The organism is Erythrobacter sp. S227 (assembly GCF_057364925.1).
In genome coordinates, this window is record NZ_CP200280.1 from 2,534,493 (window position 1) to 2,547,235 (window position 12,743).

General features: G+C 57.8%; 12 protein-coding genes. 10 read left to right on the plus strand and 2 right to left on the minus strand.

Annotated elements, in window-relative coordinates; all coding sequences use genetic code 11:
- Positions 1 to 45 precede the first annotated feature (45 nt).
- Together AC0V6Q_RS12025 and AC0V6Q_RS12030 are read left to right on the plus strand one after the other, a co-directional pair.
- The gene (locus tag AC0V6Q_RS12025; protein WP_486168615.1) at positions 46 to 825 is read left to right on the plus strand and encodes a PH domain-containing protein; all 780 of its coding nucleotides are present in this window, start codon (positions 46 to 48) and stop codon (positions 823 to 825) included.
- Positions 822 to 2,399, plus strand: coding sequence for a PH domain-containing protein (locus tag AC0V6Q_RS12030; protein WP_486168616.1), 1,578 nt, complete (start codon positions 822 to 824; stop codon positions 2,397 to 2,399). Before AC0V6Q_RS12025 ends, AC0V6Q_RS12030 begins: the two co-directional genes overlap by 4 nt.
- On the opposite strand, the gene AC0V6Q_RS12035 is transcribed toward AC0V6Q_RS12030, so the two are convergent.
- Entirely contained in the window at positions 2,396 to 2,701 is a 306-nt protein-coding gene (locus tag AC0V6Q_RS12035) for a GNAT family N-acetyltransferase (protein WP_486168617.1), read from the minus strand. The two genes, AC0V6Q_RS12030 and AC0V6Q_RS12035, sit on opposite strands and share 4 nt — an antisense overlap.
- 62 nt (positions 2,702 to 2,763) lie before the next feature.
- Between AC0V6Q_RS12035 and AC0V6Q_RS12040 the strand changes: the two genes are divergently transcribed.
- Positions 2,764 to 3,783: a threonine aldolase family protein gene (locus AC0V6Q_RS12040; RefSeq protein ID WP_486168618.1), complete on the plus strand. Its 1,020-nt coding sequence runs from the start codon at positions 2,764 to 2,766 to the stop codon at positions 3,781 to 3,783.
- Between the two features lie 31 nt (positions 3,784 to 3,814).
- On the plus strand, positions 3,815 to 4,717 hold the full coding sequence (locus AC0V6Q_RS12045; protein ID WP_486169308.1) for a DMT family transporter: 903 nt from the start codon (positions 3,815 to 3,817) through the stop codon (positions 4,715 to 4,717).
- Here AC0V6Q_RS12045 and AC0V6Q_RS12050 read toward each other — a convergent pair.
- The gene (locus tag AC0V6Q_RS12050; protein ID WP_486168619.1) at positions 4,709 to 5,503 is read right to left on the minus strand and encodes an NAD-dependent epimerase/dehydratase family protein; all 795 of its coding nucleotides are present in this window, start codon (positions 5,501 to 5,503) and stop codon (positions 4,709 to 4,711) included. The two genes, AC0V6Q_RS12045 and AC0V6Q_RS12050, sit on opposite strands and share 9 nt — an antisense overlap.
- 52 nt (positions 5,504 to 5,555) lie before the next feature.
- On the opposite strand from AC0V6Q_RS12050, the gene pepN reads away from it, so the two are divergent.
- The 6 genes from pepN (at position 5,556) to AC0V6Q_RS12080 (ending at position 12,713) form a co-directional block, all read left to right on the plus strand.
- Complete coding sequence (gene pepN, locus AC0V6Q_RS12055; protein ID WP_486168620.1) at positions 5,556 to 8,192, plus strand: aminopeptidase N; 2,637 nt, start codon at positions 5,556 to 5,558, stop codon at positions 8,190 to 8,192.
- On the plus strand, positions 8,185 to 8,955 hold the full coding sequence (gene pgeF, locus AC0V6Q_RS12060; protein ID WP_486168621.1) for a peptidoglycan editing factor PgeF: 771 nt from the start codon (positions 8,185 to 8,187) through the stop codon (positions 8,953 to 8,955). Before pepN ends, pgeF begins: the two co-directional genes overlap by 8 nt.
- 236 nt (positions 8,956 to 9,191) lie before the next feature.
- Positions 9,192 to 9,758 (plus strand): ubiquinol-cytochrome c reductase iron-sulfur subunit, encoded by a 567-nt coding sequence (petA, locus tag AC0V6Q_RS12065; protein WP_486168622.1) that lies wholly within the window; start codon positions 9,192 to 9,194, stop codon positions 9,756 to 9,758.
- Positions 9,759 to 9,816: 58 nt separating this feature from the next.
- Positions 9,817 to 11,157 carry a cytochrome b gene (locus AC0V6Q_RS12070; protein WP_486168623.1) on the plus strand — a complete coding sequence of 447 codons (1,341 nt, stop codon included), beginning with the start codon at positions 9,817 to 9,819 and terminating at the stop codon, positions 11,155 to 11,157.
- Between the two features lie 51 nt (positions 11,158 to 11,208).
- Entirely contained in the window at positions 11,209 to 12,072 is an 864-nt protein-coding gene (locus AC0V6Q_RS12075; RefSeq protein WP_486168624.1) for a cytochrome c1, read from the plus strand.
- Positions 12,073 to 12,176: 104 nt separating this feature from the next.
- A complete protein-coding gene (locus AC0V6Q_RS12080) occupies positions 12,177 to 12,713 on the plus strand; it encodes an adenine phosphoribosyltransferase (RefSeq protein WP_486169309.1) in 537 nt (178 codons plus the stop codon).
- Positions 12,714 to 12,743 lie beyond the last annotated feature (30 nt).

Consider the following 12,743-nt stretch of genomic DNA (forward strand, 5'->3'; position numbering starts at 1 on the left):
GTTTCTGCTTGCGTCCAGGCAGTGCTCTATCGCAGACTCGCGCCCATGAATGATCGGGATAACGAGGGGCAGTCAGGCAAGGGCGATGACGGGGTCGGGAAACCAGCTCCGAAGGCAGCGCCTGCACCTGCGCCTGACAGGGCATCTGCCAGTCAATTGTTTGGCCATAAGGCCGGTGCAAAACCGTGGGAGCCAGGACAGCGATCTGGTGCTGCCGCACAATCAAGCCGGCCCGCCGCCGCAGTTTCGGCGCCTTATCCGCGCGATGCCCAATATGCGCCGCGTCCAAAGGAGCAGGAGCCTCAAGCCAATTCTAAGCCGGTCTCGACAATCTTCAGCGATGTGGATGACGAAGCTGAGCTCACAAAGCTTCACCCCAATTACAAGCTTTTGATGCGGGTAGGCGCGGTTATTGCCGGCTTTGTTATCCTGGCCGTGGGGCTTTCGATTGATGGAGCCATGCAGGCCGAGGAAGTGCCCGTACCGTTTGGAATTGTCACAGGCCTTGCGACCTTGCTCGCTCTCTTCGTAATTATCCGTATCCCGCTCGCCCGGTACAATGCGCGCGGTTATCAGATCAGCCGCGACCGCTTGCGCGTGGTCCGCGGGATCATGTGGCGCTCAGACACTATCGTGCCCTTTGGCCGTGTTCAGCACATCGATGTCGATCAAGGCCCGATTGAAAGAGCTCTCGGGCTTGCGACGATGACACTGCACACTGCGGGCAGCCACAATGCCTCGGTCAGCCTGCCGGGCCTTGGCCATGAGCTCGCCGTTGAAATGCGCGAAGAAATCCGCGCCCATATCAAGCGCGAGAGCATGTGAGCGACGTGGCTGAAGCAGAGTTGGAAACAGCGTCAGGCGCGGTGTCTGCGGATGGACCGGAGCCGCGCAATACTGATCCCAAGACGGTGCTCGTTGGTCTGCTGGCGAGCGCGCAAAACGCAATTCTGCCCACCATAGCCATCACCTTTGGTACGGGCGGCACAGGATTGCTGATCGCCATTCCTGTAGGCGCGGCGATTGTCGCGATCGGGACCCTTTTTGCCTACATCAGCTGGAAACGGCTCACCTACACAATCGGCACAACAGATATCCGCGTCGAGAGCGGAGTTTTAAGCCGGTCTGCGCGTTCTGTTCCCTATGAACGTATTCAGGATGTGAGCCTTGAGCAGAAATTGCTGCCAAGGATTCTAGGCCTGGTTGCGGTTAAGTTTGAGACGGGCGCTGGCGGGGGAGAAGACCTCAGCCTTTCCTACCTCACCGAAGAGCGCGGCGACGAGCTGCGCCAATTGGTACGCGAACGCCGCGATAATCAGGATGCAAGGGTTGCCGCTGAACCCGGTGGCGCGCCTACTTCGGGCGTAACTGATGAAGCGGCCGAGCCACTTTTCACCATGGGACCAAAGCGGCTCTTGACCTTTGGCCTGTTCGAATTCTCGCTGGCCGTTTTTGCGGTGCTGGCTGGTCTTTTCCAATATGTCGACAGCTTCATCGATTTCGATTTCTGGAAACCCGATGTGTGGCAGGGCCTGATCGACGATTATGCCCCGGACATTGGTGCGTTAGATCGCACGGCACAGATCATCGGCATCCTTGCAAGTGTTGGCGTACTCTTTGCTGTCGGATCGCTTACAGGGATGGTCCGCGTTTTCATGCGCGAATGGGGCTTCCTTCTCGAGCGCACGGCAAGGGGTTTCCGCCGCCGCAGGGGCCTGTTCACCAAAACCGATGTGGTTATGCCGATCCACCGCGTCCAGGGGATCCGAATTGGCACGCGCCTTATCCGCTATCGCTTTGGCTGGCACTCCTTGAGCTTTGTGAGCCTTGCCCAAGATATGGGCGCATCGAGCCACGTGGTTGCACCTTTTGCCAAACTCGACGAGATTGCGCCCATCGCTGAGGCGGCAGGCTTTTCTTTGCCCGGTGAAGGTACGGATTGGCGGCGGGCTTCCGAGAAATTCCTGTTCGACAGCGCGGTTCGCGATGCGCTGTTTTTCCTCGTGCCTGCGGTCGTGGCCGGCATCGCATCGAATATCTACTCCCCAGAGTGGACTTATGTTGTGGTTGGCGCTTTGGTGGTGCTTGCAGGGATTTCTGCAATCCTCAATGTGCTGGCTTGGCGGTATCAGCGACACGCACTGGATGCCTTGCAAATTGTGTCGGCGCGCGGGGTCCTCTCTCCGCGCAGCCAAATTGCGACCCGGCTAAAGCTGCATTCGGTCGAGATCGCGCAAGGGCCGATTTCCAGATGGCGCGGTTATGCGACCGTCCACCTCGGACAGGCCGGCGGAGTCTTTGCGATCCCCGGTGTGCCGCTTGAACGGGCGCAAGAAGTCCGCCGGAAGGTGATGGAGACGATTGCCGCCACCGATTTCTCGCAGCTCGAAACCGCTTAGGCGCGCAGATCCGCCCAGTCCGGGTTTTCGTCGAACTTCTTGGCAACGTACCAGCATTGCGGAACCACTTTGAATTCTTGCTTGCGCGCATCGGCAATAAGAGCCTTTACAAGCACTGCTGCCACCCCGCGCCCACCGATTTCTTTGGGCACAATAGTGTGCGTTGCCACCCGGACGCCTTTGCCGCGGGGTTCCCATTCGAGGTGACCGGTCGCACTCTCGCCTGCGATCTCGGCAACATATTTCCCGCCGTCGCCATGAGGGCGGTGCGTAATGGTGATGTCGTCTTCAATGTCGCTCAAGAGGGTGCTCCTGTTGTCCATGGTGCTAGACATGTTGGCCAAGCACATTAGAGGCGTCTTCTATGCCTGATCTCATGCCCTTCCTCTCCGACAATGCCGCGCCCGTCCACCCCCAAGTATGGGCGGCGATGCGCGCCGCCGACAGCGCCGACAACCCTTACGACGGCGATGCGCTCTCCGCGCAGCTTGATGAACGGTTCAGCGACTTGTTCGGGCGCGAGTGCGCGGGGCTTTGGGTGGCTACGGGCACGGCGGCGAACTGTCTGGCGCTTGCGACTATGGTTCAGCCGCACGGCGGTGTGGTGTGCCACGAAGAAGCGCATATCGAAGTGGACGAAGGCGGTGCGCCGGGATTTTACCTCCACGGAGCAAAACTGATGCTGTGTGCGGGTGAGAGCGCCAAGCTGACGCCCGACGACATTGCTGCCCTGATCGACCCGATTCGCGACGACGTGCACCAGGTACAACCCCACGCGATTGCTATCACTCAGGCGAGCGAATATGGTTGTGCTTATTCACGCGAAGAGCTTGCCGCATTGCACGATTTTGCAAACAAGCGCGGCCTTGGCCTTCATATGGACGGCGCACGGTTTGCCAATGCCGCGGCATTTCTGGGCGGCTCAGCGGCGGACGCCGCGCGCATTGCGTCTTGGGGCGTCGACAGCCTTGCGTTCGGCTTTATCAAGAACGGAGCGATGAGCGCAGAGGCCGTGGTACTGTTCGATCCCGGCCAGGCAGATATGGTCAAATATCGTCGTAAGCGCGCAGGGCATTTGCAATGCAAAGGCCGATACCTCGCAGCCCAGATACTTGCGATGCTCGAAGATGATCTTTGGCTAGACAATGCGCGCCACGCCAATGCAGCAGCGCAAGATATTGCGAGCGGATGCGGTGATCGCTTGATGCATCCGGTGGAAGCAAATGAGCTCTTCGTGCGACTTTCAGCGCAGGAGCGTGATGCCTTGAGAGCGCAACAATTCGCCTTCTACGACTGGGGCGAAGATGCCGCGCGCTTTGTAACCGCTTGGGACACGCGCGAGGATCAGGCATCCGCCCTCGGCAAAGCAATCGCCGGGTTGTGAGCGCTCGCAAGTGAGTATTGCAGCCCCGACCATGCTGAACCTTCGGGTGATCACCCCCTTTGTGCTCACCGGCACGATTTGGGGTTCGACCTGGTTCGTCATCACGGGACAGATCGACGGTGTTCCAGCTGCCTGGTCGGTGTTCTATCGTTTTGCATTGGCAACCCCGGCACTGTTTCTTGTTGCGCTTTTGATGAAACGCCGCCTTCGCCTGACGCGGCCTGAACACACGCTCGCTATCTTTGTCGGGCTCTTCCAGTTCAGCGGCAACTTCCTCTTCGTATACCATTCAGAGCTTTACGTGACCTCGGGCATCGTTGCCTTGATGTTTGGCCTGATGATGGTGCCTAACGCACTGCTTGCGCGCTTTTTTCTCGGTGAGCGTGTGCCGGCAGGCTTCATGCTGGGAAGCGCGGTTGCGATCGCGGGTGTCTCGTTCCTGTTGTTCCACGAATGGAATTCAAACCCCGACGCGGGGGTCATCGGAGGCAATGTGGGGCTGGGAATTGCGCTCGCCATGCTGGGCATTCTTTCCGCTTCGGTTGCCAATGTGATCCAGGCCAACCCGACAGGCCGCGCGGTGCCTATGGTAAGCCTTCTGGCATGGGCGATGCTTTACGGGACCGTGTTCGATCTGGGCTTTGCGTGGATTACCGCTGGCCCGCCGCCCTTGCCCACAAGTGAATCCTATTGGGCAGGCATTGTCTATCTAGCGCTGATCGGGTCGGTGATCACCTTTCCGCTCCACTACAATCTCGTGCGCGAGATTGGCGCAGGCAAGACCGCCTATAATGCGATCCTGACAATCTCTGTGGCAATGGCGGTATCGACCCTATTCGAGGGCTATCAGTGGACCACGATGACCATTTCAGGGATGGTTCTTGCCGTGATCGGCATGGTCATCGCTCTGAAATCAAAAATGCGGTCAAAGTAGGCTCGATAACCCTTCGACATAGGTCGGGTATCGAGGCCGCCATTCCAGCACCCGCTTCGCCTTGCCGTTCGCAACCCGCCGGTTCTCGGCATAAAAGCCGCGCGCCATCTCGGAGAGGTTTGCCTCTTCAAGCGTTTCGAGTTTGGGTGGATCTATCCCGAGAAGGGCTGCCGCATATTCTGTCACGCAATTGCCGCTTGCGGGGAGGTCATCGCCGATATTGTAAGCACCGGAGGGCGCATTTTGTGTGAGAGCTGCAACAACGCCGCTCGAAATGTCATCGACATGGACTCGGCTGAAGACCTGGCCCGGCAGATCAATCCGCCTTGCTTTGCCGGCTTTCACCCGGTCCAGCGCACTGCGGCCCGGACCATAAATACCCGGCAGGCGAAAAACCCGTGCGCCCAGGCCCATCCATTTGGCATCGGCCTCGGCCCGTGCGTTCCTGCGGCCCGCGCCAGTCTCGGCCACGGTCGGCGTTGCCTCGTCCACCCACGCTCCTTTTTGGTCGCCGTAAACTCCGGTAGAGGAGAGATAATAGAGCTGTCGTCCTTTGAGGCTCTCGCCGTAGGATGCCAGCACGGGGTCCTCGCCCGATGATCGATCTGGCGGCACCGAAGAGAGTATATGGCTGGCCCGATCAAGCGCTGCATGAACCGCCTCGGCATCGTCAAAATCAAGTGCGCCATCGCTGCCTGTTGCCTCGACGCTCCAGCCAAGAGTTTCCAGGCAAGCGGCGATGCGTTTTGCGGTGTAGCCAAGGCCAAAGATCAACAAATGCGACATGTCAGGCGTAGTGCCGCTGGACGCCCGTGCAAATCAACCTAAATCTGTGGCTATGGATATTGCTCACGACTCGATCACCGCTAATGACGCACCCGCAACTCCGGCAGAGCCGCCGGTAATCCGGCGAGAGGATTACATGCCCTTTGCCTGGAATGTGCCCGAGACGCACCTCTCGTTCACTCTTGATCCTAACGCGACGATTGTCGTTGCGACGCTGCTGGTGGAGCGCAATCCCGACGCTGAAACCACTGACACAATCAGACTTAACGGGGACAGCCTGACCGCTGACCTTGTAAAGGTTGATGGCGAGGCAGTTACCGATTGGACCATGGACGGCGCTGACCTTGTCCTGCCGCTTTCCGGCGCTGCGCACACAATTGAGATCACCACCACGATTGATCCGAGCGCCAACACCACATTGATGGGGCTTTATGCGTCAAACGGAATGCTTTGCACCCAATGCGAGGCGGAAGGGTTCCGGCGTATCACTTTCTTCCCCGATCGGCCCGATGTGCTTTCGACCTACCGCGTTCGCATGGAAGCGAGCAAAGCCGATTTCCCGATCCTTTTGTGCAATGGCAATCAGGAGAGCATTGGCGATCTTCCCGATGGCCGACACTTTGCAGAGTGGTTCGATCCTTGGCCAAAGCCCTCTTACCTTTTTGCGCTCGTCGCAGGCGACCTCGTCGCGAAGAGCGGGCCGTTCACAACCATGTCTGGCCGCGAAGTTGAGTGCAATATCTGGGTCCGGGCCGAGGATCTTGATCGCACCGACCACGCCCTCGCATCGCTCCACAATTCGATGAAATGGGACGAGGAGGTGTTCGGGCGCGAGTATGATCTCGACCTTTATAACATCGTCGCCGTCTCCGACTTCAACATGGGGGCGATGGAGAACAAGGGGCTCAACGTCTTCAATACGAAGTACGTGTTGGCCGATAGAGAAACCGCCACCGATGCCGATTTCGACGGCGTGGAAGGCGTGATCGCGCACGAATACTTCCACAATTGGTCGGGCAATCGCATCACTTGCCGCGATTGGTTCCAACTTTCGTTGAAAGAGGGCTTTACCGTCCTGCGCGACCAGATGTTCAGTCAGGACATGCGCGGGGAGGCGGTCAAGCGGATTGAGGATGTGCGCATCCTTCGCGCAGCGCAATTCCCCGAGGATGCGGGGCCTTTGGCGCACCCGATCCGCCCGGATAGCTACCGCGAAATCTCGAACTTCTACACGGCCACCGTCTACAACAAAGGCGCAGAAGTTATCCGCATGATGCGCTCAATGGCTGGGGCTGAGCGTTTCCGTGAAGGCACCGACCTCTATTTCGACCGCCATGATGGCGAGGCTGCGACATGCGAGGATTTTGTCAAAGCGATTGAGGATGGAGCAGGGCTGGACCTTGAACAATTCCGCCTGTGGTATTCGCAAGCGGGCACTCCGCGTATCGAAGTCGTTGAGCGGGTAGAGGGCGATGAATTGGTCTTGTCACTCAAGCAGGTGCTCCCCGCGACCCCGGGCCAGACTGATAAAGAGCCAATGGTGATCCCGTTACGCGTGGCGGTTCACGACAAGGAGAGCGCGGCGCGCGGAGCGGAGCAAACCATCGTGCTGACCCAGGAGCAGGATGAATTCCGCCTGCCTTTGGTGGGGCCAAATCCTGTGGTCTCGATCAATCGGGGCTACACCGCGCCTGTCATTATCGAGCGCTCGCTTGACCGCGATGCGCTGATGTTTTTGGCCGCGCACGACGATGATCCCTTCGCCCGTTACGAGGCGATGCAAGAGCTTAGCGTGGGCGTTTTAATCGCCGAGGCGAGCGGCGAGGCGGATTCAGAGGGCCGCGAAGCTGTCGTAAAAGCGATGGGCGTGGTTCTGACAGATGCGAAGCTGGACGATGCCATGCGCGGTGAATTGATGATTTTGCCAAGCGAAAGCTATTTGTTCGAGGCGATGGCAACGGGGACGCGCAAAGCCGACCCGGGCGCAATCCACAATGCGCGCGAGGCGTTGAAAGCTGCCATTGGCACCAATCTCGCCGCCGATATGTTCGCCGTTTATGAGCGCTGTACAAAGGTGCCATTCGATGATCCTGCGGGCGTTGGCGCGCGCAAGGTCAAGACTTTGGCGCTGGGCTACATCGCGGCAACTGATGCGCAAAAGGCAGCAGGGCTTGCCTCACACCAGTTTGATGCGTCCGACAATATGACGGACCGTCAGGGGGCGCTTATGGTACTGACAGGCTTGGAGCACCCCGCACGCGAAGAACGGCTTGCATCCTTCTATCAGCGCTATTCGGGCAACGACCTTGTCATCGACAAATGGTTTACCCTTCAGGCGCTTTCGCTCCACCCCAATGTGCTCGCACATGTGGAGACTTTGGCTAAGCACCCTGACTTCACTATGACCAACCCCAACCGCGTCCGCTCGCTTTACATGGCGCTTGCGGGCAACCCTTCTGCGTTTCACTCATCAGACGGCGCAGGCTACCGGATTATCGCCGACTGCATCATAGAGCTTGATCCGATCAACCCGCAGACCGCTGCTCGCTTTGTCCCGGCGCTCGGCCGTTGGCGCAGGATTGAGCCGGGCCGGGCGGCGTTGATGAAAGCCGAGCTTGAGAGGGTTGCAGCGCAAGACAATCTGTCGCGCGACACTTTCGAGCAGGTGAGCCGGAGCTTGGATGGCTGAACCGTCTTTCTCGATTGAACGCGCCGCCATCCTGGGCGGCGTACCACACGGCTTCTTGGGCTCGGGTGGCGGCACGCATCAATTCGGCTTTGGCGGTCCGGGGGACGCAGAGGAAATCCGCGCGCTTCGAAACGCGGCAGCCGGTGCAATTTTACCCGGAGCGCCGTTGCAGGCGCCCCATCAGGTGCATTCGCCCGAAGTCATCACACTTAGCAAGCCGCCGAGCAAGAAGTGGCCTGACCATGCAACCGACCGACCTGTGGCTGATGCGGTCGTAACCGATCGGACCGATGTCGTGATCGGCATTGTGACTGCCGATTGCGGGCCCGTCCTCTTTGCCGACCGGGATGCAGGCGTTGTCGGGGCCGCGCACGCCGGTTGGCGCGGCGCGCATGGCGGCGTTTTGGAAAACACAGTGAAGGCAATGGAGCACCTTGGGGCTGCCCGTACAAACATTGTAGCTGCTCTGGGGCCGACCATTGCTCAATCCAGTTACGAAGTGGACGCAGCATTTCGTGCCGAGTTTTCTCCTGCGGATGAACTTCATTTCAAGGCGAGCGGTATCCGCGAAGGGGTCGAGCGATGGCAGTTTGATCTTCCGGGTTATATTCTGAAAGCCTTACGCCAATGCGGTCTGACCACCATATCGGTGCTTTGCCATGACACGCATAGCGAATCGGAAAGCTACTATTCCTACCGACGCTCGGTACAGAGCGGTGCGCCCGATTATGGCCGGCAATTGAGCGCGATTGCCGTGGGTTAGGGGCTTCAACATCCCCGAGGCTTGCACGTAGCGGAACCATAAGTGTTTAAAACAGGATTGGCTTTATTCTCAAACGGACTATAGGGGCGCCATCCGTGGAACCGAATTTCGAGTCCTACGTTATGGTGTCACGGTAATTGGGATTATAAACGCCAATGTGCGTTGTCCGTTAGAGCAAATTATGTGCCGCGCTGGGCGAAGCTCCGCTGCGGCCAAAAGAGCAGGGTATTCGAATAATGGCTTCGACTGCAGAAAATGTGACCAATCAGGAAGACGCCCAAGATGGCGTTCGTCGCCGCGACTGGATTCATATTGCCGCTGTAAGCACCGCAGGTGTTGGCGGCGCATCCATTCTGTTTCCTCTGGTAAGCCAGATGGCCCCGACTGCTGACGTGCTCGCGGCATCCACAACCGATGTGGATGTTTCCTCGCTCGAGCCGGGTCAGTCGATCAAAGGCGTTTTCCGCGATCAGCCGCTTTTCGTTAAGCGCATGACCCCTGAAGAAGTTGCCGAGATGAAGGCGGTTGACGCTTCAGGTCTTCGCGATGCACAGACACTGGAAGAGCGTCTGGGCGAAGGCAACGAAGAGTTTCTTGTTCAGCTCGGTGTTTGTACACACCTCGGCTGTGTGCCGCTCGGTGCTGGCGAAGGCGAAGACAAGGGCGAATTCAACGGCTATTTCTGTCCTTGCCACGGCTCACACTATGATGCGGCGGGTCGCATTCGCAAAGGCCCTGCGCCGACCAATCTGGCGGTCCCTGAATTCGCATTCGCTTCTGAGTCTGTCATCCGCGTTGGCTGATTGATCGTATATCTGAATTAGCAACCTGAACTTTAGCTAAGAAGAGCAAGAGAGCATTATGAGCTTCGCCTGGGCAAATTCTTACGAACCGAAGAACGATTTTACCAAGTGGCTGGATGAAAAACTCCCGCTCCCACGTTTGGTTTATAACGCCGTTGGCGCCGGTTATCCGGTTCCGCGCAATCTCAATTACATGTGGAACTTCGGCGTGCTCGCCGGCTTCTTCCTTATGTTCCAGATCATCACCGGTATTGTACTCGCTATGCATTATGCAGCGAACACCGCGGTGGCCTTTGGGCAAATCGAACACATTATGCGCAATGTGAACTATGGTTGGCTCATGAAATACGCTCACGCCAACGGCGCGAGCTTCTTCTTCATGGTGATCTACCTGCACATTTTCCGCGGCTTTTATTACTCGTCGTATAAAGCGCCGCGCGAGATGATCTGGCTTCTGGGCGTGGTCATCTTCCTGCTTATGATGGCGACTGCATTCATGGGCTACGTGTTGCCATGGGGCCAGATGAGCTTCTGGGGCGCGAAAGTCATTACCGGCCTGTTTGGCGCTATTCCTTTCATCGGTGAGCCGTTGCAGGTTTGGCTCGTTGGCGGTTATGCGCCAAACGATTCGACCCTCAACCGCTTCTTCTCGCTGCACTTCCTGATGCCGTTTGTGATCCTTGGTGCAGTGATCCTGCACATCTGGGCGCTTCACATCCCTGGTTCGTCAAACCCGACCGGTGTCGAAGTGAAGAAAGAAAGCGACACCGTACCATTCCACCCATACTACACCGCCAAAGACGGCTGGTTTTTGGGTCTGGTTCTTTCGCTCTTCGCATTTGTCGTGTTTTTTGCGCCAAACGCTTTGGGTCACGCCGAAAACTGGATCGAAGCCAACCCGCTTTCGACACCGGCACTGATCGTTCCAGAGTGGTACTTCTATCCGTTCTACGCGATCCTGCGTGCGTTCACCGGCGATCTGACCATTCCGTTCACCGGTATTGTTCTGGTCGAGGCGAAGCTGCTTGGCGTTATCGCGATGTTCGGCTCGATCCTTCTTTGGTTCTTCCTGCCGTGGCTGGACAAGAGCCCTGTTCGTTCAGGGTCGTACCGTCCGCTGTTCCGGATCTTCTTCTGGATCTTCGTCATCGATATGGCTGCGCTGTTCTATCTTGGCGGCGCAAAGGCTGAAGAGCCCTATATCGTCATGAGCCAGATCGCGACGGCTTGGTACTTCCTTCACTTTCTGGTTATCCTGCCGATCATCAGTCAGATCGAAGTTCCCAAGGCGCTGCCCTTCTCGATTACCGAGGCTGTCCTCGGGAAAGACGAAGGTTCGCCTAAGTCAGCAACGCCATCTGCTCCGCCAGCTGGTGCGATGCCAGAGCCGGCAGAGTAATCGCGCGGCTACAACCGTTCCACTGACCAGATAACGAGAAAGAGTTAGGTCATGACCATTCGTCTTGGAGGCATCCTTTTCGGTCTAGCAATTACAGGGGTTCTGCTCCTGTGGTCGCTTCTGCCCGGGGCCCTCAACTTCGCGTTTCCAACGAAACCAGACTATTATGCCTTCCAAGAAGAGAATATCGCCCCTGAGGGCGGCTTTTCTTTCGATGGGCCTATGGGCAAGTGGGATTACCAGCAGCTGCAGCGCGGCTATCAGGTGTACAAAGAGGTATGCTCGGCCTGTCACAGCCTGAAGTTTGTCGCATTCCGTAACCTGCAGGAAATCGGCTACACCGAAGCGGAAGTCCGCGCAGAGGCAGCCAGCTGGGAAGTTCCCGGGATCGACCCAAAGGATGGTTCCGCGATCAAGCGTCCTGGTCTTCCAACTGACCAATTCCCGTCACCATACGCGAACGAAGTCGAAGCGCGTGCTTTCAACAACAACGCTCTTCCGCCTGATCTCTCGCTGATCACCAAGGCGCGTAATGACGGCGTCCACTACGTTTACTCGCTGATGCAGGGCTATAACGAGCCCGATCCAGCCGATGTTGCAATCTCTCCTGACTTCGAGACCCCACCGGGCCTCTATTTCAACGAGTATTTCTACAACATCAATATCGCCATGCCTCCGCAGCTTCTCGATGGCATCATCACTTATTCTGATGGTACCGAAGCCACCGAAGAGCAAATGGCGCAGGACATTACGGCCTTCCTGACCTGGGCTGGTGAGCCTTCGCTGATCAAGCGCAAGCAAACCGGCTGGTTCGTGATCGGCTTCCTGCTTTTCGCAACCTTCCTCGGCTTTATGTCCTACAAGACAGTCTGGGCTACGAAGAAGGCGAAGAAAGGTTCGGCTGATCTCGTTTGATCACAGTCGACAGAATTTGAAAGCGCCCCGCCTTCCGCTTCAGGATGGCGGGGCGCCTTGCATTTGATCCCGAAACGCCAGGAGTCCCAGTGAATACACCGCCCCTGACCCCAGATGCACTCAAAGCGTTGGTGCGCACCGTGCCGGATTTTCCGAAATCGGGCATTCAGTTCCGCGACATCACGACGCTTATCGGCCATGGTCAGGGCCTCGCCTCCAGCGTACATCATCTGGCTGAGATGGCGCGGGCAAAGGGCGCTCAGAAGATCGCGGGCATGGAAGCACGCGGCTTCATTTTCGGAGCAGCGGTCGCGGTTCAGCTTGGCATTGGTTTTGTTCCAGTGCGCAAGCCCGGCAAACTTCCGATTGAAACAATCGGGATCGACTATGCCCTCGAATACGGCACCGACCGGCTCGAGATCGACCCCGAAGCGGTCGCGCAGGGCGAACGTGTGGTAATCGTCGATGACCTGATCGCAACTGGAGGAACTGCCATCGCCAGTGCAAAGCTTCTTCGTCAGGCAGGAGCCTCGGTGGACGGCGCATTGTTTGTGATCGACCTTCCCGATCTTGGCGGAGCGGATCGATTGCGCGAGCAAGGCGTTGATGTAACAACGCTCATGGGATTCGAAGGCGACTAAAGCTCTCCCCCCGCAAAACGCACAAGTAAG